Source organism: Microvirga sp. 2YAF29 (assembly GCF_052114605.1).
GTDB lineage: Bacteria > Pseudomonadota > Alphaproteobacteria > Rhizobiales > Beijerinckiaceae > Microvirga.
In genome coordinates this window covers 1-21052 of record NZ_JBFRFB010000026.1, presented here as the reverse complement: position 1 = coordinate 21052, position 21052 = coordinate 1, and the positions used below count along the sequence as shown (strand labels likewise).

21 protein-coding genes and 1 pseudogene are annotated in these 21052 nt (G+C 61.8%); 13 read left to right on the top strand and 9 right to left on the bottom strand.

From position 1 onward, the window contains the following. Positions 1 to 278: 278 nt before the first annotated feature. From AB4Y85_RS19070 to AB4Y85_RS19055, 4 genes and pseudogenes are all read left to right on the top strand, one after another. Positions 279 to 1310, top strand: a pseudogene (locus AB4Y85_RS19070) (ligase-associated DNA damage response exonuclease); the annotation flags it as partial. A gap of 212 nt (positions 1311 to 1522) precedes the next feature. Next, positions 1523 to 3244 carry a cisplatin damage response ATP-dependent DNA ligase gene (locus AB4Y85_RS19065; protein ID WP_441986480.1) on the top strand — a complete coding sequence of 574 codons (1722 nt, stop codon included), beginning with the start codon at positions 1523 to 1525 and terminating at the stop codon, positions 3242 to 3244. An 11-nt stretch (positions 3245 to 3255) separates the two neighbouring features. After that, on the top strand, positions 3256 to 3708 hold the full coding sequence (locus AB4Y85_RS19060; protein ID WP_441986479.1) for a secondary thiamine-phosphate synthase enzyme YjbQ: 453 nt from the start codon (positions 3256 to 3258) through the stop codon (positions 3706 to 3708). A gap of 128 nt (positions 3709 to 3836) precedes the next feature. Continuing rightward, a complete protein-coding gene (locus AB4Y85_RS19055) occupies positions 3837 to 4508 on the top strand; it encodes a response regulator (protein WP_441986478.1) in 672 nt (223 codons plus the stop codon). Here the strand turns inward: AB4Y85_RS19055 and AB4Y85_RS19050 are convergent. Continuing rightward, positions 4505 to 5446: an alpha/beta hydrolase gene (locus AB4Y85_RS19050; protein WP_441986477.1), complete on the bottom strand. Its 942-nt coding sequence runs from the start codon at positions 5444 to 5446 to the stop codon at positions 4505 to 4507. The genes AB4Y85_RS19055 and AB4Y85_RS19050 overlap by 4 nt on opposite strands. 95 nt (positions 5447 to 5541) lie before the next feature. Here AB4Y85_RS19050 and AB4Y85_RS19045 point away from each other — a divergent pair, with 95 nt between their 5' ends. Both AB4Y85_RS19045 and AB4Y85_RS19040 read left to right on the top strand, forming a co-directional pair. Further along, positions 5542 to 5802, top strand: a complete 261-nt coding sequence (locus AB4Y85_RS19045; RefSeq protein ID WP_441986476.1) for a DUF6460 domain-containing protein — start codon at positions 5542 to 5544, stop codon at positions 5800 to 5802. An 8-nt stretch (positions 5803 to 5810) separates the two neighbouring features. After that, positions 5811 to 7160 (top strand): MATE family efflux transporter, encoded by a 1350-nt coding sequence (locus AB4Y85_RS19040; protein ID WP_441986475.1) that lies wholly within the window; start codon positions 5811 to 5813, stop codon positions 7158 to 7160. Here the strand turns inward: AB4Y85_RS19040 and AB4Y85_RS19035 are convergent. After that, positions 7157 to 8242, bottom strand: coding sequence for a quinone-dependent dihydroorotate dehydrogenase (locus tag AB4Y85_RS19035; RefSeq protein ID WP_441986474.1), 1086 nt, complete (start codon positions 8240 to 8242; stop codon positions 7157 to 7159). The two genes, AB4Y85_RS19040 and AB4Y85_RS19035, sit on opposite strands and share 4 nt — an antisense overlap. After that, positions 8239 to 8583 (bottom strand): DUF952 domain-containing protein, encoded by a 345-nt coding sequence (locus AB4Y85_RS19030; RefSeq protein WP_441986483.1) that lies wholly within the window; start codon positions 8581 to 8583, stop codon positions 8239 to 8241. Before AB4Y85_RS19030 ends, AB4Y85_RS19035 begins: the two co-directional genes overlap by 4 nt. Before the next feature lie 154 nt (positions 8584 to 8737). On the opposite strand from AB4Y85_RS19030, the gene AB4Y85_RS19025 reads away from it, so the two are divergent. Continuing rightward, positions 8738 to 9370, top strand: a complete 633-nt coding sequence (locus AB4Y85_RS19025) for a S24 family peptidase (protein ID WP_441986473.1) — start codon at positions 8738 to 8740, stop codon at positions 9368 to 9370. Between the two features lie 12 nt (positions 9371 to 9382). On the opposite strand, the gene AB4Y85_RS19020 is transcribed toward AB4Y85_RS19025, so the two are convergent. Next, positions 9383 to 11104, bottom strand: a complete 1722-nt coding sequence (locus AB4Y85_RS19020; RefSeq protein ID WP_441986472.1) for a lysine--tRNA ligase — start codon at positions 11102 to 11104, stop codon at positions 9383 to 9385. Between the two features lie 122 nt (positions 11105 to 11226). After that, the gene (locus AB4Y85_RS19015; RefSeq protein WP_441986471.1) at positions 11227 to 12102 is read right to left on the bottom strand and encodes a transporter substrate-binding domain-containing protein; all 876 of its coding nucleotides are present in this window, start codon (positions 12100 to 12102) and stop codon (positions 11227 to 11229) included. Between the two features lie 70 nt (positions 12103 to 12172). On the opposite strand from AB4Y85_RS19015, the gene AB4Y85_RS19010 reads away from it, so the two are divergent. Further along, positions 12173 to 14059, top strand: a complete 1887-nt coding sequence (locus AB4Y85_RS19010; RefSeq protein WP_441986470.1) for a glycosyltransferase — start codon at positions 12173 to 12175, stop codon at positions 14057 to 14059. A 212-nt stretch (positions 14060 to 14271) separates the two neighbouring features. Here the strand turns inward: AB4Y85_RS19010 and AB4Y85_RS19005 are convergent, their stop codons facing one another. After that, a complete protein-coding gene (locus AB4Y85_RS19005) occupies positions 14272 to 14937 on the bottom strand; it encodes a trna delta -isopentenylpyrophosphate transferase (RefSeq protein WP_441986482.1) in 666 nt (221 codons plus the stop codon). A gap of 360 nt (positions 14938 to 15297) precedes the next feature. Here AB4Y85_RS19005 and AB4Y85_RS19000 point away from each other — a divergent pair, with 360 nt between their 5' ends. Continuing rightward, positions 15298 to 15948: a hypothetical protein gene (locus tag AB4Y85_RS19000; RefSeq protein WP_441986469.1), complete on the top strand. Its 651-nt coding sequence runs from the start codon at positions 15298 to 15300 to the stop codon at positions 15946 to 15948. Here the strand turns inward: AB4Y85_RS19000 and AB4Y85_RS18995 are convergent. From AB4Y85_RS18995 to AB4Y85_RS18985, 3 genes are read right to left on the bottom strand one after another with little or no spacing between them, the layout of a single operon-like run. Continuing rightward, positions 15945 to 16943 carry a hypothetical protein gene (locus AB4Y85_RS18995; RefSeq protein ID WP_441986468.1) on the bottom strand — a complete coding sequence of 333 codons (999 nt, stop codon included), beginning with the start codon at positions 16941 to 16943 and terminating at the stop codon, positions 15945 to 15947. The genes AB4Y85_RS19000 and AB4Y85_RS18995 overlap by 4 nt on opposite strands. Further along, on the bottom strand, positions 16940 to 18766 hold the full coding sequence (locus tag AB4Y85_RS18990; RefSeq protein ID WP_441986467.1) for an AAA family ATPase: 1827 nt from the start codon (positions 18764 to 18766) through the stop codon (positions 16940 to 16942). The genes AB4Y85_RS18995 and AB4Y85_RS18990 overlap by 4 nt, the downstream gene beginning before the upstream one ends. Further along, positions 18766 to 19062, bottom strand: a complete 297-nt coding sequence (locus tag AB4Y85_RS18985) for a hypothetical protein (RefSeq protein WP_441986466.1) — start codon at positions 19060 to 19062, stop codon at positions 18766 to 18768. Before AB4Y85_RS18985 ends, AB4Y85_RS18990 begins: the two co-directional genes overlap by 1 nt. 284 nt (positions 19063 to 19346) lie before the next feature. Between AB4Y85_RS18985 and AB4Y85_RS18980 the strand changes: the two genes are divergently transcribed. From AB4Y85_RS18980 to ssb, 4 genes are all read left to right on the top strand, one after another. Further along, the gene (locus AB4Y85_RS18980) at positions 19347 to 19958 is read left to right on the top strand and encodes a hypothetical protein (RefSeq protein ID WP_441986465.1); all 612 of its coding nucleotides are present in this window, start codon (positions 19347 to 19349) and stop codon (positions 19956 to 19958) included. A gap of 14 nt (positions 19959 to 19972) precedes the next feature. After that, the gene (locus AB4Y85_RS18975; RefSeq protein WP_441986464.1) at positions 19973 to 20377 is read left to right on the top strand and encodes a hypothetical protein; all 405 of its coding nucleotides are present in this window, start codon (positions 19973 to 19975) and stop codon (positions 20375 to 20377) included. A 30-nt stretch (positions 20378 to 20407) separates the two neighbouring features. Next, on the top strand, positions 20408 to 20683 hold the full coding sequence (locus tag AB4Y85_RS18970; RefSeq protein WP_441986463.1) for a hypothetical protein: 276 nt from the start codon (positions 20408 to 20410) through the stop codon (positions 20681 to 20683). A 214-nt stretch (positions 20684 to 20897) separates the two neighbouring features. Then, positions 20898 to 21052: single-stranded DNA-binding protein (ssb, locus tag AB4Y85_RS18965; RefSeq protein ID WP_441986481.1), on the top strand; the 155-nt coding region annotated here is incomplete at its 3' end.

The window sequence follows — 21052 nt, the reverse complement described above, 5'->3', positions numbered from 1 at the left end:
GGTCCTGCTGTGGGTGTCGCAAGCCCGTTGACAGGAGGCCCTCCGCTGAAAGACGCGGTGTACGCCTAAAAAAGCCGTGCGCGGGGAGCCGTCAGGTTCTCAACACAAACACACACACGAGCCGGACGCCTCCTCGCGCCCTCCCTCGACCCAATAACCCTCGGGCGAAACACGCCGCGAGGCCGCTCCCCCATGTTCTTTGACAGCATGTCGAACGCCCGAGCGGACAGAGCGTTATCCTAACCTGACACGTTACCCTGCCACCCTATATTCCATTCATGGCGTTGCGCTCCACCGACATCCTCACCCAGACTCCGCAAGGGCTCTATTGCCCCCTCGGCGACTTCCATATCGATCCGGTTCACCCGGTGAAACGGGCGCTGATCACTCATGGTCATTCGGACCATGCCCGCTCCGGCCACCGCTCCGTCATGGCGACGCGGGAGACGCTGCTGATCATGGGCGTGCGCTACGGCGAGGACTTCGCGGGAGCGACCCAGGAAGCCCGCCTTGGCGAGAGCATCCGCATCAGTGACGTGACCGTCCGCTTCACGCCCGCCGGTCATGTTCTGGGCTCCGCGCAGATCACTATCGAGGCCGGCGGCACCCGCGTCGTGGTATCGGGCGATTACAAGCGCGCGGAGGATCCGACCTGCCTGCCCTACGAAGTCGTGCCTTGCGATGTCTTCATCACCGAGGCGACCTTCGGCCTTCCCGTCTTCCGCCATCCGGACACCCGCGACGAGGTGCGAAAGCTGCTCGATTCCGTCGCGCTCTTTCCCGAGCGCGCCCATATCGTCGGCGCCTATGCGCTCGGCAAGGCGCAACGGGTCATGGCATTGCTTCGAGAGGAAGGCTACGACAAGCCGATCCATCTCCACGGCGCCATGGAGCGCCTGACGGAATTCTACAAATCCGAAGGCGTGCCTTTGGGCGAAACACCGAAGGTGGTGGCCGCCGAGCGCTCAAAGCTCGCGGGCGCTATCGTACTCTGCCCGCCCTCCTCTATTCAGGACATCTGGTCCCGCCGTTTCCCCGATCCGGTGACGTGCTTCGCCTCCGGCTGGATGCGCGTTCGGGCGAGAGCCCGCCAGAAGGGCGTGGAATTGCCTCTCGTGATCTCCGACCATTCCGATTGGGACGATCTCTGCCGCACGATCCAGGATACGGGTGCCGGCGAGGTCTGGGTTACCCATGGCCAGGAAGACGCCCTCGTCCATTGGTGCACGACCCACGGCATCAAGGCGCGCCCGCTGCATATGCTGGGCTATGGCGACGAGGGCGAGGCGGAGGAAGGCCCCCACCCTCCCCTTGAGGGGGAGGGTCGCGAGCAAAGCGAGCGGGGTGGGGTGGGAAGCGCCAACATTGACGAAGGTCGCTCTATCCACCCCACCTCGGCTCTTCGAGCCGATCCTCTCCCACGCAAGTTGGGTGTTCCCGACTCGCGCAAAGATAAGCCGCTCTCGGGAACACCCGAGAGCGGAGGGGAGGATAAAGAGGAAGGCGCGGATGGAGGCACGGCATGAACCGTTTCGCCGCCCTCCTCGACCGGGTGATGTTCGAGCCGCGCCGCAATGCGAAGCTGCGGCTGCTGATGGATTATTTCAGCCACACGCCCGATCCCGAGCGCGGTTATGCGCTCGCCGCCATGACGAGCGCCCTCATGTTCAAGGAGGCCAAGCCCGGCCTGATCCGCGGCCTCGTGGAGGAGCGCACCGATCCTGAGCTGTTCCGCATGTCCTACCATTATGTGGGCGATCTGGCCGAGACGGTGGCCCTGATCTGGCCCGCGCCGGGGCATGAAAGCGTAGCCCCCGCCTCAGACGACATCCCGGCCATCGGCCACAACAACCCACCGCCCCACGTCCCAAGCCTCACGGAAGTCGTGGAAACCCTCGCCACCACCGGCAAGAGCGACCTCCCCGCCAAGGTCGCGGGCTGGCTCGACGCTCTCGATGAGACCGGGCGCTGGGCGCTGCTGAAGCTTATTACGCGGGAACTGCGCGTCGGTGTCTCGGCCCGGCTTGCCAAGACGGCGGTTGCTCAGCTCGGCGGGTTCGAGGCCGACGAGGTGGAGCTGATCTGGCACGGGCTGGAGCCTCCTTACGAGGAGCTTTTTGCCTGGGTCGAGGGCAAAGGCCCCAAGCCCGAAACCAGCAATCCGGCGCCGTTCCGTCCGCCGATGCTCTCGCATCCGCTCGAGGACGAGGATTTCCCGAAGCTCGACGCCTCCGATTTCCTCGCCGAATGGAAATGGGACGGCATCCGCCTGCAAGCCGTGTCAGGCCACGCAACCGCTGGCCGTCCGGTGAGGCGCATCTATTCCCGCACGGGCGAGGACGTTTCCGGTGCATTTCCCGATCTGATGGAGGCGTTGGCTTTCGACGGCACTATCGATGGGGAATTGCTGATCGTGCGTGAAGGCCGTGTACAGACATTCAACGTGCTCCAGCAACGCCTGAACCGGAAGGCCGTGACGCCAAAGCTCATCGCGGAATTCCCGGCTCACTTACGGGTCTACGACATCCTGACCGAAGGCGAGGAGGATCTGCGCGACCTGCCCTTCGTGGAAAGACGCAAACGGCTCGAAGCTTTGGTTGCCCGCCTCGACGATCCGCGCATCGACCTGTCGCCCATGGTGCCGTTTTCGAGTTGGGAGGATCTCGCGGCTGCACGGTCGGACCCAGCTTCTATGGGCGCGGGCCTTGATGCGGACGCCATCGAAGGGTGCATGGTGAAGCGGGCGAACAGCCCCTATCTCCCCGGGCGTCCCAAGGGCTATTGGTACAAGTGGAAGCGCGATCCCTACCTCGTGGACGCGGTGATGATGTATGGCCAGCGCGGCCATGGAAAGCGCTCGTCCTTCTACTCGGACTACACCTTCGGTGTCTGGCGCGATGGACCGGATGGCGAGGAGCTGGTGCCCGTGGGCAAGGCCTATCATGGCTTCACGGACGAGGAGTTGGTGAAGCTCGACCGCTTTGTCCGAAACCACACGGTCAAGCGCTTCGGGCCGGTACGCGAGGTGGAATACGGCAAGGATCGCGGCCTCGTGCTGGAAGTTGCCTTCGAGGGACTGCAGCGCTCGACCCGGCACAAATCCGGCGTGGCCATGCGCTTTCCGCGGATCAATCGCATCCGCTGGGACAAGCCCGCGGCGGAGGCCGACCGGCTCGAGACCCTGGAGAAAATCCTTGAGCGCGGCGAGCAGGAGGTTCATCCCCTGAAGGCTCAGAAGGGCTAAGGAGACCGACCATGCTGAACGTGGAAACCCTTTTCGATGGCAGCGTGACCCAACAGGTCCATGGCCGCCTGCTCGTGAAGACCCAGGGCCAGGGCTTCACCGAGATCACGGAGGCCGTTTCCCGCTGGGTCTTCGGCACGGGCGTCCTGCATGGCCTCCTGACCATTTTCTGCCGCCATACCTCGGCTTCCCTGATGATCCAGGAGAATGCGGACCCTGAAGTGCGTCAGGATCTGTTGAAGGCCTTTGATCGCCTTGCCCCACGGGATGCAGGCTATATCCACACGGCCGAGGGGCCGGACGACATGCCAGCCCATATCAGGACCGCCCTCTCCGGCGTTTCCCTGAGCATCCCGGTCATGGAGGGCCAGATGGCGCTCGGCACCTGGCAGGGCATTTACCTCGTGGAGCACCGGGACAGACCCCATAGCCGGGACCTTCTGCTCCATCTGATCGGGGCGTAATCCACATGCTTGCGTAGCCTTGCCCCTGAACTTTCCAGTAGAATCGCCGTGCATTTTTATTGCCGCCTTGCTATTTCACCGGGGAACCGGCTAAGCCTCACCGACGCCCCCCGTGGGAGAAGACACACGTGCAAAGTCAAACCACCACGATCATCATTGCCGACGACCATCCGCTGTTCCGTGGCGCCTTGAGGCAAGCCGTTGCCTCGGTAATGCCGCAGGCCCGCGTGGTCGAGGCAAGTGGCATGGATGAGCTGAACGCCTCACTGGGCCAGGAGCGGGATGTCGACCTGATCCTCCTCGACCTGACGATGCCAGGCGTGCAGGGCTTTTCCGGCCTGATGTCGCTCCGAGCCCAGTTTCCCGAGCTTCCGGTCGTGATCGTGTCCGCAACGGAAGAACCTCAGGTGATCCGCCGCGCCATGGATTTCGGCGCCTCCGGCTTCATTCCCAAATCCATCGACATCGACAGCATCGGTGGCGCCATCCAGGCGGTTCTGGCCGGCGATACATGGACGCCGCCGGATGTGGACCTCTCCGCTGCCGAGGACGTGGAAACCGCCGATCTCGTGCGCCGTCTCGGCACCCTCACCCCGCAGCAGGTGCGCGTGCTGACCATGCTCTCGGAAGGCCTGCTCAACAAGCAGATCGCCTACGAGCTCGGCGTGTCGGAAGCGACCGTGAAGGCCCACGTTTCCGCCATTCTCGACAAGCTCGGCGTCGACAGCCGCACCCAGGCCGTCATCGCGGCCTCGAAGATAGGCGTCACGCAGCGCCCCTCCCCGGCCGGGGCCGACTAAAGCCCCTCCACAAAGGCATCGATCCGCGACAGCGCCTGCTCTGACAACGCGCTGTCGAAGCGGATGAATACGTGGCAGCCGCCTGGCCAGACCGCGAGTTCGGTCCGGTTGCCGGCGGCTGCGTAGCGGGATGCCATGAAGAGCGTGTCGTCGAGGAGCATGTCCTTGGTGCCCACCGAGAACAGGGTCGGCGGCAGGCCCTTCAGATCCGCAAAGAGGGGCGAGATATCGGGATTGGTCCGATCTTCCACATGGCCGACGAAATTGTTGGCGAAGGCCTGCACATCGGCGGTGTTGAGGATCAGCCGCTCAGGTCCCCAATGCCGCACACTCGGCGTGAGGTCGAGGTCGTAGCAGCCCGCGAAGAGGTTCGCGCCTCGGAAAGGCTTGAGGCTGTGCCTGTCGCGCAGGCGAAGAATTGTGACGGCGGAGAGATGCGCACCAGCCGATTCACCGCCGATGAACAGGCGCGATGTGCCGAACCGACTCTCGGCCTCCCGGATCACCCAAAGCGCCGCCGCCTCGCAATCGTCCGGCCCTGCCGGGTAAAGATTCTCGGGGGCAAGTCGGTACTCCACCGACACGACCGCAAGGCCGCAGCGATCGGCAAGCCTGTCGAGCCAGGGATCCTGCTCATCCGCCGTACCCCAGGTCCAGCCGCCACCATGGATATGAAGATAGACGCCGCGCGGGTTTTCAGGAGAGATGATCCGCAACGGGATGGGCCCGGCGGGTCCATCGATCTCGATCACCTTGGCCTTCGGGCTTAAGCTCATCAGCGGGAACGGCCCGAGACCCTGCCGCCGGCGCTCCCGCACCAGAGCCGGGGGAACGGACATCGGGTCCGGCAGGACGGAGAGTTTCGCCACGATATCGGCGTTCTGGGCATGGATTTCGTCGCTGACGGCGGAAGGATCGAAGAGAGCAGGATCAATCATGCGAAACTCAGGGTGGTTGCGTTCGACGCCTAGCCTTGCGATGAAGCACACGCAATTGCGCAGGTCCAGTTACGCTTTCTGACGAGATTGAGGATATGTCCAATCTGACCCGGTTTCTTGGCGGCTCGCCCGGCTCTGTCCTGGTGAAGCTCGTCTTCCTGTCGCTTCTGGTGGGCGCCTTCATGGCCTTCCTCGATATCACTCCTCTAGGATTGATCGAGGGCCTGTTCGATTGGATCAGCTCCGTCCTGGATCTTAGCCTCGAGACCGTGCAGAAGGTCGGCATGTGGGCGCTCTACGGCGCCGTGATCGTCGTGCCGCTCTGGCTGATCTCCCGGTTCTTCGGCCGGAATTAGTCCTTCCCATGCACGGCTCCGTCACCCCCCGGCGCATCGACGTCACGCATTGGCGCGTTCTGGCCCTGGCCCTGCCGATGACCCTGTCGCATGTGACGACGCCCCTGCTGGGGCTCGTGGATGCGACGGTGATCGGGCGGCTTGGGGAAGCGCACCTTCTCGGCGCGGTGGCGCTTGGAGCCGTCATATTCGATTTCGTGTTCTGGAGCTTCGGCTCGCTGCGCATGGCGACCGCTGGCCTGACGGCACAGGCAACCGGTGCCGGCAACGCGCATGAGGTCGACCTGACCCTCGCCCGCGCCTTCCTGGTGGCCGGGGTCACAGGCCTTCTCCTGATCCTGCTGCAATGGCCCATCGCGACCATTGCCTTCCCGATGGTAGGCGCAAGCCCTGCCGTGACAGATGCCCTTTCGACCTATTTCTTTATTCGGATTTGGGCCGCGCCCTTTACGCTTGCAAATTACGTAATCCTCGGATCGACCCTCGGTCGCGGACGCACGGATCTCGGCCTTCTGCTGCAGGTGGCTATCAATATCGCCAATATCCTTTTGACCGCAGGTCTTGTTCTCGTGTTCGAACTCGGCATTGCGGGCGCGGCTATCGGCACGGCGATCGCGGAAGTGTTCGGCGTCGGTCTCGGTATTCTGGTGCTGCGGCGGCTCGGCTCGAACCCATTTGCCGTGACATGGCACGAGGTTCTGAACCGCGCGGCATTCCTTCAGACGCTCGCCATGAATCGGGACATCATGATCCGCAATGTGACGCTGATCCTGGCCTTCTCGATCTTCAGCGCTTTGGGCGCTCGCGCGGGCGACGTGACGCTCGCAGCCAATGCGGTGCTCTATAACATTTTCCTGATCGGCGGATATTTCCTCGACGGCTTCTCGACCGCTGCGGAAACTCTCTGCGGACAATGCATTGGCGCGCGCGATGAGCGCGGCTTCCGGCGTACCATTCAACTGAATGTCGGCTGGTGCCTCGGTTTCGGCCTCGTGGTTTCGGGACTCTTCTTGGTCGGAGGAGGGATGTTCATTGATTTCGTCTCGACCAATCCGGATGTGCGCAGCTTCGCGCGTGAATACTTGATCTTCGCCGCGCTGACGCCGTTACTAGGCGCGGTCGCCTTCGTCTTCGACGGCATCTATACAGGCGCGACCTGGACCCAGGCCATGCGCAATCTCATGCTGATCTCATTCGCTGCTTACGCCGCCGTCCTGCTGCTTGCCGGGGAGCTCGGGAACGTGGCTATATGGATCGCGCTCATGACGTTCCTGAGCGCACGCGGGATCGGGCAGGTTCTGCTTTACCCAAGACTGGCGCGGAAGACCTTCGCCAGCCTAAAGCCGGCAAGCGCTTAAAATCGTCCCTGCGCAATCGCCACCGCATCGCGCCCGATGGTTTGAACAAGCGAGGTCTTCTCCTGCTCGATCTTCTGCACGAGACCGCGCTTTATCTCACCGACGAGACCCGGGCCCTTGTAGACCATGGCGGAATAGAGCTGCACGAGGCTGGCGCCCGCGCGGATCTTCGCCCAGGCGGCATCGGCCGAATCCACGCCGCCGACACCGATGAGCGGAATTTTGCGCTCCACCCGCTGGAAGGCTTCCGCGAGCAGCTTAGTGGAGGGCACGAAAAGCGGCTTGCCCGACAAACCGCCTGTCTCCGAAGCCAGCCCCTTTTCCTTGAGGCTGTCGGGACGAGCGATGGTCGTGTTGGATACGGTCAGCCCATCGATGCCGCGCTTGAGCGCGGTGGCGACGATAGCGTCGAGCGCCTCGAGGGAAATGTCGGGCGCGATCTTGAGCAGGATCGTTGTATGTCTGCGCCCCTCATCCGCTTTGTCTCGCGCCTCGATGCTGCGAGCGAGCAGATCGTCGAGAAACGCCTCGCCCTGCAGGTCGCGCAAGCCCGGCGTGTTGGGTGAGGACACATTGATCGTGAGAAAATCCACGAGACCACATAGAGAGCCGATGCAGGTGATGTAGTCGGCGATACGATCTGTCGAGTCCTTGTTCGCTCCGATGTTGACGCCGACAATGCCGGGACGGCCCTGACGGCGGATCAGGCGCTCGCGCGCCACATCGAGGCCGTCACTGTTGAGGCCGAAGCGGTTGATGACCGCCTCGTCCTGCAGGAGACGAAACACGCGCGGACGTGGATTGCCAACTTGCGGCTTAGGCACTACGCCGCCCAGTTCGACGAAGCCGAACCCGAGCGAAAGCAACTGATCGGGCACCTCGCATTGCTTGTCGAAACCGGGAGCGAGGCCCACCGGATTGGGGAAGTTGAGGCCTAACACATCGACTGCAAGGCGCGCGTCATCCGGCAGTGCGGGCTTGGGCGGCAGAAGGGCGAGGCTGCGGATCGTCAGTTGATGCGCCGTCTCCGCATCGAGCGCGTGGAGTGCGGGTTTCGCGAGGGAGAAGAGCGCGCCGATCATGAATCGAGATCCGGAAAGATGTGGCGGCCATCGGGGCCGAGTGGCAGGGGCTTTACCCACAGGACAGCCGACAAGGCAAGCGGCGCGTAGAGATGGGGAAACAGATCGCCGCCGCGCGAGGGCTCATAACGCAAATCAGTCCCGAGTCGATCAGCATCGATTGCGATGAGAAGCAGATCATCCTGGCCGGCAAAATGCTTGTCCGACGTTTCCTTCACCTGTTGAGCGGTGGAAAAATGGAGGTATCCGTCGCTGACATCGATGGGCGCTCCCGCAAAGAAACCCGCTTGCTCCGCGGCATCCCACAGGGATTTTTGGCAGATTTTATAGATTATTCGCATGAAATGTGAGTATCCCCGTAGCGCATTGGGAGCAACCCCTACTAGACATATTGTCTCATATTCATGTTGTTGATTGCGCGAGACATAGAACAACCTTAATTCCTAGGCATAAGTTCGGTATAGTTTTCATTCGCTCTCCGCGAAGGTGTGTAAGATGTTATCTCACGAGCGCGTTTGGGCTGCCATCGATGCACTTGCCTCACGACACGGCATGACGGCATCCGGGCTGGCGCGCAAGGCAGGACTCGATGCGACGAGCTTCAACAAGTCGAAGCGCGTCAGCCCCGAGGGCCGTGAGCGCTGGCCATCCACGGAATCCATCTCGAAGATCCTGCGTGCCACCGGCGCGACGCTCGAAGACTTCCTGCGGCTCGTCGAGCCTTCGGGCTCGTTGCGCCGCTCGATGATTCCAATGATCGCCATGCCGCAAGCCGGTGCCGGCAAGATCCTGTCGGATGAAGGCCTGCCCACCAGCGGCCCCGGATGGGACGAGATCGAGTTTCCGGATTTTGGGCAGGAAAAAGTTTTCGCTCTCGAAATCACGGGCGACACCATGGCGCCGCTCTATCGCGACGGAGACATCCTCATCGTCTCGCCGACAGCGACCCCGCGCAAAGGCGACCGGATCGTCGTATGCACGACAAGCGGTGAGATCCTGGCCCAGGAGCTGAAGCGCCGCTCGGCCAAGACGGTTGATGTGACATCGCTCTCCAGGCCCGGCGAGGAACGGTCCATCCCCACCGAGGAAGTGGTGTGGATCGCCCGCATCATGTGGGCCCGCCAGTAAGGTCGAAGAGGTTTAAGCCGCGCGCGATTTCAGGAAAGCCTCGTGCTCGCGCACGAGGTCACCGGCCAACGCCTTCGCGATAAGGGCACGCGTTTCCTTCACGCCATAGAGCGCGGTGAACGAGCCGAAGCGAGGACCGCGCGCTTCGCCGAGCAACACCTGATAGATCGTGTTGAACCATTCGATAGACACACCCGGGCGCTCGGGCGTGGCGCCCTTCGCCTTTAAGTCCTGATAGCGCGGCTCGGCGCGGCCCACATTGTAGATCTCTTCCTGAATCGCTTCCGCCGTCACAGGACGGTCGCCTGCTTCGAATGAGGCCAGCACATCGCTCAGGCGCTGCAGGGACGCAGCCTCCACCTCGTCCGCGAGACGATAGGTCTTCTGCGGCTTCACGAAATCCTCGAAGTAGCGTCCAGCGCCTCTCACAAGGCTGTCGAGGCGCGGATGCGTCTCGGGCGAAACGCCTGGCGCATAGCGGCGGATGAAGCCCCAGAGCACCGCTGGGTCTTCCGAGTTAGCCACGGCCACGAGATTGAGCAGCATGGAGAAGGAGATCGTGGTTCCCGGCTGGTTGGAACCGGCGGAAGACACCAGTTCCGGCGCCGGCGGCTCGCCCGCATGCAGGTGCCAGACCGGATTCATCAGACGCGCCTTCGCGTCCTGCGCCGGATACTTCTCGAGGAAGGTCAGGTAATCGTCCACCTGGCGCGGGATCACGTCGAAGTGGAGCTTCTTTGCCTCGCGCGGCTTGTTGAACATGAAGAGGCCGAGGCTGTCAGGCGTGCCGTAAGTCAGCCACTCGTCGATGGTCAGCCCATTGCCCTTGGACTTGGAGATCTTCTGGCCCTTGTCGTCGAGGAAGAGCTCGTAATTGAAGCCTTCCGGCGGCAGCCCGCCGAGCGCCTTGGCGATCTGACCCGAAAGCTTCACGCTGTCGATGAGGTCCTTGCCCGCCATTTCGTAATCGACGCCGAGCGCGACCCAGCGCATGGCCCAGTCGGGCTTCCATTGCAGCTTGGCGTGCCCGCCCGTCACTGGCGTCTCGAAGCGCTCGCCTGTCTCTGGATCGCGCCAGACGATGGTACCGGCGTCGAGCTTGCACTCGTCGATGGGCACCTGCATCACGACGCCCGTCTTCGGATGGACCGGCAGGAAGGGGGAATAGGATTGCCGGCGCTCCTCGCGCAGGGACGGCAGCATGATCGCCATTACCGCATCGTACCGTTCGAGCACGGTCAGCAGGGTCTTGTCGAAGCGGCCCGCCTTGTAGCACTCGGTCGCGGACAGGAATTCGTAATCGAAACCGAAGGCATCGAGGAATTCGCGAAGCCGCGCATTGTTGTGATGCGCGAAACTCTCATGGGTGCCGAACGGGTCCGGCACCTGGGTCAGCGGCTTACCGAGAGCGGAAGCGACGAGTTCCTTGTTCGGCACGTTGTCCGGCACCTTGCGCAGGCCGTCCATGTCGTCCGAGAAGGCGATGAGGCGGGTCGGGATGGTGTCGCCCGTCAGCACCCGGAAGGCGTGACGCACCATGCTGGTGCGCGCCACCTCGCCGAAGGTGCCAATATGCGGCAGGCCCGAGGGTCCATACCCGGTCTCGAACAGGGCCTCCTTCTTACCCGTGCGTTTCAGACGCTCCACGAGCTTGCGGGCCTCTTCGAAAGGCCAGGCGGTCGCGGTTTGAGCGGCTTCAACGAGAGCAGGGTCGAGGGAGATGGGTCGAGACATGGGCCTATGCTTGCAGGAAGGGCTTCCAGAAGCGCGGCACAGTAGGGATATGACCCGCGGGGGTCAATGCGGCTTCGGGCCTTTAACCGTTGGCGGAAAGGCAAAAATCCGACAGCCGCCCATCAATAGGGGCCGACGGGGAAGAAGCGCAGGTAGAGTTCGGCGTATTTGCCTTCCCTCCAGAGCTGCTGGAGGGCGAAATCCAGTGCCTTGCGCAGATTCTGATCCTCGTAGCGGGTGATGAAGCCGATCCCCTCGCCGAAATACCGAGGCTCCAGATAGGGCCCGCCCGTGAAAGCGCAGCAATTGCCAGCATCTTCGCCGCCGATCCACAAGGCGAGGCCGAGGCCATCGGCGAAGAGATAATCGATCTCGCCTGCCTTTAGAGCTGCCTGGGCAGCAGCGAGGTCTGGGAAGGGCTTGAGGGTTGCAGGCGTCATGAAAGCCTTGGCGAAAGCCTCGTGGGCCGTACCACCCACAACGCCGACGGCCTTGCCCTGAAGCGCCTTCACCTCGGGCGCCGGCTGGTTGCGGTCCTTTTTAACGGCAAAGCGTGCCGGGATTTTGAAATAGGGGGCTGTTACCTCGAAGCGCCGCCGCAAATCCGCGTTGAGGGGAATGGCAGCGGCCACTACATCCCCCTGCCGGTCGGCCAGGGCCTCCAGGAGCGTATCGAACCGGCGGACCTGCACGGTGCAGGTCAGGGCCAAGCGCTCGCAGGCCGCGCGGGCAAGCTCGACCGAGAACCCGGTCGGGGTGCCGTCCAGGCCCGGGAAATGCAGCGGCGGAAAATCGTCGTCCACAAGGAAGCGAATGGTGCGCGTGGCCGGGATGTCCGGCTTATCGAGCTGTGCTTTCGGGTTCCAAAAATTGGGAACCATAACGTCTTGGGCCTGCGCAGCCCCGAGCGTCATCAGGAAGGATAGCGTCAAGGCCATCCATGCGCCGGACTTGATCTTACGTGCGAGGCAGGCAATCAATAATACTGTGTAACTCATTCCGAGACGATACTCTCTTGCCCGCAGCCTTGGATCAACATCGAAATGCCCAGAGAGGCATTCCTCGCTCATGAGGGAGGGTCTAGCGGAGAGCGTTCGACAGTCAACAGCTCTGCCAGCCGAGATCGGCTTTCTGGCCCATTACGGCTATCCACCGGAGACCTTACGGGACGCGGCGATGCTCGCCGATCTCGTCGGCGTTTCGGTAGACGACATCGTCCTGAAGACCGGCATGATCGAGGAGGTTGCCTTCTACCGGGCGCTCGCCGACGAGCTGCGGCTGCCTTTTCTGGCCGATCCTCGTCTCTCATCGATGGCCCGGTACCCGGACAGTATACTGTCCGGCATCGCGCCCCTGGCGAAGCACGACGGAGGCTTCGTGATTGCCCCTCGCGGCCCGACCCTATCACGTCTGTTCAAGGGGATTCCGCACGGACGGCTCGCCATCACGGCGCCCTCGCTGCTCGCACGAGCGGCGTTTCGAGGCTCTGCGCGCAGGATCGCCGATCGCGCGGCCCATGCATTGCCGAATACGATGCCGCATCTGTCGATCCGTGGCGGAGTCAGCACTTTTCAGATCACCATCGCGGCAACAATCGCGCTGGCCCTTTCGTTCAGCGCAGCGAGCGCGCCCAACCCCACCTTCACGATTGCGGCTGCAATCCTCAGCCCTTTGTTCTTCGGCATCGTCGTGCTGCGCCTTGCAGCCTCATTGCTGCCTCATCCCGTGTCATGTGGGGATCCTGCCAATCGCATCGATGACGCGTCCCTGCCGATCTACACGATCATCGTGGCGCTCTATCGCGAAGGCCGCATCGCCTCACGTCTCATCGCCGCGCTCAGGCGTCTCGACTACCCGGCCGCCAAGCTCGACATCAAGCTCGTGCTCGAAGCCGACGACCGGGAAACCATCGCGGCCCTGCGCCGAATCCGCTTGCCGGGGTTCGTCGAGATCATTGTGGCGCCTCCGGGCGAACCGCGCACGAAACCGCGTGCGCTCAACATCGCCCTGCCGCTCGCGCGCGGTCGATACACCGTCGTTTATGACGCAGAGGATGTGCCTGATGCGGCGCAGTTGCGCCTCGCCGTATCGGCCTTTGCAGGATGCGCGCGCGATATCGCTTGCCTTCAGGCGCGTCTGACCATCGACAACACCGACGATTCATGGCTGACACGCCTGTTCACCATCGAATATGCGGCCTTGTTCGATGTGCTCAACCCGGGCCTTGCGGAAATCGGAAGCCCGATTCCGCTCGGCGGCACATCCAACCATTTCCGCACATCCGTTCTCAAGCGCATTTATGGATGGGATGCATGGAACGTGACCGAGGATGCGGATCTCGGCTTCCGGCTGTCCCGTTTCGGCTACCGCGTCGCCGACCTCCCCTCCTCCACCCTGGAGGAAGCGCCCATCACGCTCGGTGCCTGGCTAAGACAGCGGACGCGATGGATGAAAGGGTACATGCAGACCACCATCAGCCATTCGCGCAAGCCGGCACTCGCGCTGAAGCAGTTCGGCTTCTGGCGCTTCTGTTCCGCCATGATCCTGTCGGCCGGCGCCGTGCTCAGCGCGCTGGTTTACCCGTTCGGCAGCGGATTGTTTCTGATCTCGTGGCTTGTTCCGCCGGATCGGAACAGCGAAACGCGGTGGGACGCGGTCTGGTCTTCAGCAAGCCTAACGCTGTTCACTTCAGGCGCCCTGGCGATCTTCATTCCCGCCTGCGTCGCGCTGCATCGGCGGCGTCTGTGGCGGCTGCTGCCCTGGGTGCCCCTGCTGCCATTCTACTATGCACTCGTCAGCGTAGCCGCATGGAGAGGCGTATGGGAGCTTACCATAGCTCCGTTCCGCTGGAACAAGACGAGCCATGGCCATGCGCGCACCTCGCGCGCAAACCTGTCTCAGAAACACCAAGCCAATGTCGCCGAAACCATATCGCTGAATATCGCACCGCCCTGATGCCACCAGAGCAGGCTGCCGGAGGCCACGAGGCACAGCACAGCCGCGACGATGAGCACAGCGCCCGTGCGGCGCTCGTGAGTGGCGGTTTGTCCGGTACAGGTGCTCATCTCGAATCCATTCAAGCTTTACTGAATTCTATCATACCGCGATCCGCATAAAAGACGAGGCGGCCTTGGCCGCCTCGCTGATCGTAACCTTGGGAAGGCCAATCAGGCCGCCGCCTTCTTGGTCGGCCAGCCGAGTTCTACGAGGCGCGACTTGGCGAAATCACGGATCTCGTCCCGGATGCCTTCCGGCAGAGCCGCCAGCACCTTCTGCGTGTCGGCATGAAGCATGAGATCGGTGACCGCATTGATGGTCTTCGCCTTCTTGATCTTCTGCTTCAGCTCATCCTCGACGCCTGCATCGGCGGTCACTTCCACGCGGGTCTTCTCGACCTCGGTGCGCTCGGTCTCCACATGCTGCTCCGCATAGCCCGGACGGCTCTGCTTGAACTCGTCCGCCTCTTCCTCGGAATAGACGAAGCCGTGAAGCTCGATGAGCTTGAGGATGACGCGGTCCTTCGCGCGCTTCTCGGCCATGGCATAGACATAGGCCGCCTGCTTGCCGGAGACGCGGTAGTTCACGCCGACGAGGGCTTCACCGATGGACCATTCCACGCGCTCACCCATACGGCCGGTGACCTGGATCACCGCCTCATCCCGCTCGGCGCGAATGATCTTGGGCTCGTCAAAGGCGACCTTTGCCTGGGCGGCAATGCGCTCCAGGGTCTTGTGATAGATCACTGCCGTGCCCTGGACACGCCAGACATTGCCGGCCATAGGCTCGTCGAATTTTGCAAGCACTTCAGCAATCTTCTTATCCGTTGTGTTCATCATCGATCCTATCTTTCAAAGGCCCGCAAAAATCGGTCACGCGCTCTTAATCTGATAGCCACTCCCAGGCCGGCGCGTTCGTTATTTGTTCTATACCAGATTGCACTCGCGACGTCCATTTTCGAAGACCAGAGCAAGAGATAATTAGTTATTAATTACAATGATTTAACCGGTGCGTTGTTTTGTCTCAAGAATGATTGAAGCTGATTGTTCCGCCTAGGCTCAAACCCCTTGCTTCAATCCGATTCGGAATTGACTTTGCTATCTATGTTCCATATTTGTTCTTGAGCGAATATTACTTGAGACGATTGCGGCGATTGCCCCGTCTTTTCCTTCACTCAGACAAAGCTGGAGGCTTCGATGTCCGCGCAAGCGATCCTCGACTTGTCCGACAAGCGCTCGGACCGTCGCCCAGGGTCCCGCCGTTCCCAGAAGCGCGCCTCAGTACCGGTGACGCGCAACGCCCTCATCGCCGACTTTCTGGCGATCTGCGAACTCGATCCTGAGATCGAGTCCCTGCGCGCGCCCGGCGAACCGGCTGAATTCGAGATCGGCGGCAAGACCATCGAGCACATCGCCGATTTCGAAATCGTGCGCGACGGCCAATCCCAGCTCATCGACGTGCTGACGGACGAAGATCTCCTCACGCACCCCTTGCGCACGGCGGCGATCCAGGGGCTCACCTCGACGGATAGCCGGTACTTTTCCATCGAGACCGCCGCCACAGTTCGCGCCGAGCCTCGCATGACCACCGTGCGCCTCATCATGGCCTGCCGGCGCACGCCGGTGACGGCGGGAGACCGCGTGCGCATTCTCCACCAACTCGACGAAGTGGGCACCATGCGGCTCGTCGATTGCGCGGGCGGCGTCATGAACACGCAGGACGGCGTGGCCGCCGTTCTGGCGCTCGCCTGCGAAGGCTTGATTGCCGTCGACATTAGCCGTCCGATCCTGCCCGAGACGCAGGTGCGCCGGCGCCGTCTACCCTTTACGGACCCGTTCTCGTTTTAGGATTGCGCGTGCCGCTCCACGGCCTCGCTGAGGAGCGTGCGCACGATGGCACGCACCGCGTCAGACGTATTGTCCTCGTTGAACTTGGCCTCGATCTCATCCCGCACGATAGAGCCGTCACCGCTGCGCTTCAGTTCGGTGGAGGATTCTGCCTGAAGCAACGTGACAAAGGCGCTCTCAACCTCGCGGGCCACCACGCTGCCCTTGGCTGGTTCGACGAGCCGTCCCGTCAGATCGAAGACGTTGCTCTCAAAAGGCAGAGCCTGAGCCTCCAGCTCGCCGCTTTCATCCAGGATCCACGCGCGGGGCACATGGTCGACCAGATCCACCGACTGACGGTTGATGGTACCTGGATTGAGCCAGCGCGTGCGCCCGGCCAGAACCGATTTCTGCGTCTTGTGGATGTGCCCGTTGATCAACACTTCGCAGCCCTCGACCGCGAAGGGCGGCACAGCGCCGGGATAGCCGCCGTCGAAAGCAATGTCGTGATGAGTGAACCAAACCTGCCCATCGATGCCTGTGAAGGAGCCTCGCGCATCGGTCGGGATCGTCTGACCGTAGGGCGTCATGCCGACACCGAGGCGCTTTTCGCCCAGCCTGAATTCCGCCACAGGCGCTGAAGCGGCAACAACATCGACGACATCACATAAGCCCAACAGCGCCAGCGTGTCACCATCGGTCAGCGTCATGTGTTGGATGTCGTGATTGCCGACATTGACGAGAGGACGATGATGGAACCCTTTGAGGATGCGGATGAGCTGGTTCTTCAGAGACTCGTCAGGCTCGACAGGGCGGTCGAAGAGATCGCCCAGGATCACCGGCGCGAGCCCGCGCGCGTTAGCAATTGCAACGCAATGCTCGAGCTTGCCCAGCACGGCCTTTGGCCAGACAATATCCTTGCGCCGCCCGGGACGTCGCGAGCCCACATGCGGGTCGCCTATGACGAGCAGGCCGTTGCAGGCTTTAAGCGGAAGGCGTTCTCCGGACAGGATCATGCGGTCAGCCGCTCCGACGGCGAGTGAGATGAATGGGCGTGATGATCGAGCAGGGTTTCGGCGCTCACAGGCGAGCCGCAGGTGGGGCAATGCCCGCCTGTTTCCTCCACGAGACGCGCCATCTCGGCCTGCACGGATTTGATCCCTTCATCGATCTGCGCCATGCGCCCCTGCGCAATCAGGGCCGCGCTGCGCAGGTCACCAAGACGCTTCAACATATTCTGCGTGCCGGTGGTGTTTTCAAGAACCGGCACCTCGCCGGGCAGTGATTGCAGTGCGGCCAGCCGTGCCTTGCTCGAAGCCAAGGCGATACTCAGCTGCAAGACCTGGCGACCGATGCGCTCGCGCTCACGGGCATGCTCGACCCGGCGAGAAAGATCCGACATCTGCTCAACCTCCGGCAAGGCTGCCATAGCTGACGCCTTCGTCCGCGACTTGCGCAATTGGTTGGTCAGAAGGGCCAGCCGATCTGCATGATCCTGCATGCGCTGAAGCAAAGCCGCCTGATCCTTGATCGCACTGGCCTGATCCAGGAGCGCACCGAGCTTCTCCTTGAGGCCGGAAATCTCTTCCAATCCGGAGAGGGCCTCCTCGAGCGCAATCAACTCCCGCTCGCCGTTGCGCACGTTTGCGTTGTCACGCGTGCAGCGCTCGCGGTGGATCACCAGCATGTCGCGGATGTAACTCGCCTCCTGCCCGATCGAGAGGACCGCCGAACGGCGGGATGCGGTCTCGCCGAGCAGAAAGACCGGAAATTTCTGATGCGCGATATGGACATCGAGATCCTCGACCTTCGTGATGCGTAACAGATCCGCCACCCAGTCCGGCACGTTGCGCCCGCCGGTCTCGTAGCGCATGCCCTTTTCTTCGACGATGGATCCATCCGCCTCATGGAGCGACCAGATATTCACCGGGGAGCGGCGCGGCTGGCGCGTGAAGCGTAGCAGACGCTTGCCCGCGACGCCGATCTCCACCGTCGCGTTCTTCGCCCCTGCCCGCACGAGGCTGTCGCGAGCCTCGCCATAGAACACGGCGCGCAAGGCGCGGATGAAGGTGGACTTGCCGCGATTATTCGGCCCGATCAGCGCATTGACGCCGGGGCCGAGATGCAGCGTGGCATCATTGTAGGCCTGCACATTGATCAGGCGGATGAAGCGCAAGCCGGGCTGCGCATCATCCCAGGCCGCGCTGCAATCGGCGGATTGCACATCCACACCGGAGATCGGTTCTCCCGTGATGCGGGCGATGTGAAACTTGTCCGAGAATTGCGACAGGTCATGATGGGATACGGCGAAGCACTGTACGCCCAGCCGCGCCGCGCCATCCTCCAGCACCCTGTAGAAGGACGACACGCGCTCGGGCGCGATCCAACAGTCAGCCTCATCGAGCGCCAGGAAACGGGCCACATCGGCCTTCACAACGGCAATGAGCCGAAGCGCCATGCCGATGACATTGGTCAGTGCGCCGCCATTGTCCTCAAGCACGTCTTCCAGCGTGCCGTCCGGGCGTCGGACGCAGATGTCGAGCGAGGCGAGACCGCGCTCCGTCGAGAGTTCCAACGCCACCGGTTTCTCGCCGGGCAGCACCTCCTGCACGAGGGCCGTGAGCAGGGTCTCAAACGCCGCCAGGTTGCGCCTGCTCGCGCTGCCATGCACGGCTTCGATAAAGGCCTCAACCTCGTCCTTGACCGCTAGGCGTCCCTTCGCAAGCTCGACCTCGCGGCGCAGCTCATCGGCACGCATCCGCATGGCATCGCGGCGTCCCTCGAGACGTGCGATTGCGGCCTGGACTCGCGATACGTGATGCTCGATGGGCTGATCCATCAGCGCTCGTCTCCAAGTTGCCGCAGTCGCGCTTCGACCTCGCGCAGGGCTGCGCCAAATTCTTCGGTCAGCTTGGCATTCTGAGTGAGCGCCGCCTCGATCGAGTTCTTGATCTCCGCTTCGTCGGACGTACCGAGTTCAGCCTTGGCAAGCGCCCTCGCTTCATCGAGATCGCGCGTCAGCCGCTCAACCTCACCTTCGGCGCGGATGCGCTCCGCACGCAATTTGTCGAAGGTTTTGCGCAGGTCGTCGAGTCGCCTGAGGTTGTCTGGTTCCAGGCGAGTTTGGCTCGTCATGAAGATGGCTCCCCTACGGATCAATGGCCAAGGTTCAGTTCTAAGAGGCGATATTTCGTCGCAACGACTTCGCCTTATTTCGATCCGGATCTTAGGCGACCTCTTCAAACCTGAAATCCAGATCTCCAGATAGTATCCGTTACTCCAAGATTACAGTCTCACACAACGAACTTTGCTTGACACGCGTCCTCCCGGCATTATGTTCTTGCTTTGTTCACTATACAAGCCCTGCTTCGCGGGGTGGCCGCAAGAGAGCTTGAGGCTCCTCACCGGAGGAATGCTGGATGATCGCGATGACGGAAGAAAGCTCGATTTTCGAAAACGAGGAATGGCTCGTGTCGGAGGACGGGCTCGAACACAAGAAGACAGGCTATTTTATCGATCGCGAAAGTCTCGGCCAGCGGCGGGAAGACGGCCTGTGGACTTGGCCGCTGCATATGGCAGAGAAGAGCTGGTGCGCGATGATGCCGTTCGCCGAAGCGTTCTCGTGCGCGGCCTCCGTCTACGACATCGAAACCGGTGCCGATCTCGCGCGGACGTTTAAGGTCGCGCGCTGCGAAGTTTCGGCTTGGCCGTATGTGAAGAATTCGCAGCAGAACAGGACTTCAATACCTGCTCCGTTGATGGACGATCCCTTGCGGAATAAGGCCCAAGAACCCATCTATGTATGGTCGGGATATTCCGAAAATTCCTTGAATGACGAGGACTTTCTGGCCTTTGACGATCCTTGGCGCATCCGCAGCCACAAAGGTGCGCGCCCCTTCTTGATGACCACGCGTTTTCGTTCTGCACGCCTTGTCAAGGGCGCCGTTCCTGTCTGGCAGACGTCGCGCCGCATTCGCAAGACGGGAACGAAGCTTGTCCGCTTCCTACAAGCGGCCTGGAACATACGGTGAAAGGAATGCCAAGCGTGAGGCTTGACCAAACATCTTACGATTTCTGGAGCTCTCCTTTCAGCAGCGCTTCCGATCAGGATTTTGGCGCGCCTGAGACGGCGGATGAATTCGCGCGAAACGTGATCGCGACCATCTGCCATGCAAGCGTGACTCCGGGCGTCGGGCGCCGTGCATTCGAGCGCTGCATGCGCTCCCTCATGCTCGGGTCGACGGTTCGCGTCGGCTTTCGCCATCCTGGCAAGGCCGAGGCTATCGATCTGATCTGGCAGCAGCGAGAACAGCTCTTTCAAGGTTACACAGCAAGTTCTGACAAGCTTCGCTTTTTGTCGATGCTACCTTGGATCGGCCCCGTGACGAAACACTCGCTGGCGCGGCGGCTCGGGCTGGAAGCGTCAGAGACCCATAAGGCAGTGGCTTAAGACAACAACAAAAAGAAGAGGTATCAATCCATGGCTAGAATGCGTGCAAGCGATGTCGGCTTTTGCGTCGTCGACGGCAATGCCGATGTGATCGCAGATAATCTCGTCCACCGGATCCGCGAGACGGCCGTAGAGATGGAAAGCCAAGTTAACCGCCTTTACCGCGGGCGTCAGGCCTATGATCTCACTGATGGCACGAAGATGGATCTCGACAAAGCGATAGAGCAATTGAACTACATGGCGCGTACTCTACGCGAGATTCGAAGCGAACAATCCAAGGTCGTCTATCTCCAGGCGGCAGAGTAACCGACCTTTCGAACGCGGCACCTTAGGCGCCGCTTTTTCTATACATAGCCCAAGTCTACAATCTTCCCTTATCCCCTCCTCTAAGCTCTCGCCTATCCATCGTCGCGCTTGAAATTTTCTGAGAACAAATATAGAACAATAGGTGATGTCCTTGCAGGACAGGAGAGCGCAGCAGACCCGAACCTTATTTCGGGAGAGATGATGGAGAGCGACTATGGTTGGCAGTGTGAACAAGGTAATCCTGGTGGGCAATCTGGGGCGTGACCCTGAGGTGCGCCGTACCAACAACGGCGATCCCATCGTCAATCTGCGCATCGCCACGTCCGAGACCTGGAAGGACAAGGCGACCGGCGAGCGCAAGGAAAAGAC

What these genes read in the sequence shown, in the direction of transcription:
- AB4Y85_RS19005 (WP_441986482.1), bottom strand. Translation starts at nt 14,937, where the DNA reads ATGAACACAACGGATAAGAAGATTGCTGAAGTGCTTGCAAAATTCGAC.
- AB4Y85_RS19050 (WP_441986477.1), bottom strand. Translation starts at nt 5,446, where the DNA reads ATGATTGATCCTGCTCTCTTCGATCCTTCCGCCGTCAGCGACGAAATC.
- AB4Y85_RS19025 (WP_441986473.1), top strand. Translation starts at nt 8,738, where the DNA reads ATGTTATCTCACGAGCGCGTTTGGGCTGCCATCGATGCACTTGCCTCA.
- AB4Y85_RS19065 (WP_441986480.1), top strand. Translation starts at nt 1,523, where the DNA reads ATGAACCGTTTCGCCGCCCTCCTCGACCGGGTGATGTTCGAGCCGCGC.
- AB4Y85_RS19045 (WP_441986476.1), top strand. Translation starts at nt 5,542, where the DNA reads ATGTCCAATCTGACCCGGTTTCTTGGCGGCTCGCCCGGCTCTGTCCTG.
- AB4Y85_RS19010 (WP_441986470.1), top strand. Translation starts at nt 12,173, where the DNA reads ATGAGGGAGGGTCTAGCGGAGAGCGTTCGACAGTCAACAGCTCTGCCA.
- AB4Y85_RS18990 (WP_441986467.1), bottom strand. Translation starts at nt 18,766, where the DNA reads ATGGATCAGCCCATCGAGCATCACGTATCGCGAGTCCAGGCCGCAATC.
- AB4Y85_RS18980 (WP_441986465.1), top strand. Translation starts at nt 19,347, where the DNA reads ATGATCGCGATGACGGAAGAAAGCTCGATTTTCGAAAACGAGGAATGG.
- AB4Y85_RS18995 (WP_441986468.1), bottom strand. Translation starts at nt 16,943, where the DNA reads ATGATCCTGTCCGGAGAACGCCTTCCGCTTAAAGCCTGCAACGGCCTG.
- AB4Y85_RS19020 (WP_441986472.1), bottom strand. Translation starts at nt 11,104, where the DNA reads ATGTCTCGACCCATCTCCCTCGACCCTGCTCTCGTTGAAGCCGCTCAA.
- AB4Y85_RS19030 (WP_441986483.1), bottom strand. Translation starts at nt 8,583, where the DNA reads ATGCGAATAATCTATAAAATCTGCCAAAAATCCCTGTGGGATGCCGCG.
- AB4Y85_RS18985 (WP_441986466.1), bottom strand. Translation starts at nt 19,062, where the DNA reads ATGACGAGCCAAACTCGCCTGGAACCAGACAACCTCAGGCGACTCGAC.
- AB4Y85_RS19040 (WP_441986475.1), top strand. Translation starts at nt 5,811, where the DNA reads ATGCACGGCTCCGTCACCCCCCGGCGCATCGACGTCACGCATTGGCGC.
- AB4Y85_RS19060 (WP_441986479.1), top strand. Translation starts at nt 3,256, where the DNA reads ATGCTGAACGTGGAAACCCTTTTCGATGGCAGCGTGACCCAACAGGTC.
- AB4Y85_RS18970 (WP_441986463.1), top strand. Translation starts at nt 20,408, where the DNA reads ATGGCTAGAATGCGTGCAAGCGATGTCGGCTTTTGCGTCGTCGACGGC.
- AB4Y85_RS19035 (WP_441986474.1), bottom strand. Translation starts at nt 8,242, where the DNA reads ATGATCGGCGCGCTCTTCTCCCTCGCGAAACCCGCACTCCACGCGCTC.
- AB4Y85_RS19000 (WP_441986469.1), top strand. Translation starts at nt 15,298, where the DNA reads ATGTCCGCGCAAGCGATCCTCGACTTGTCCGACAAGCGCTCGGACCGT.
- AB4Y85_RS19015 (WP_441986471.1), bottom strand. Translation starts at nt 12,102, where the DNA reads ATGAGTTACACAGTATTATTGATTGCCTGCCTCGCACGTAAGATCAAG.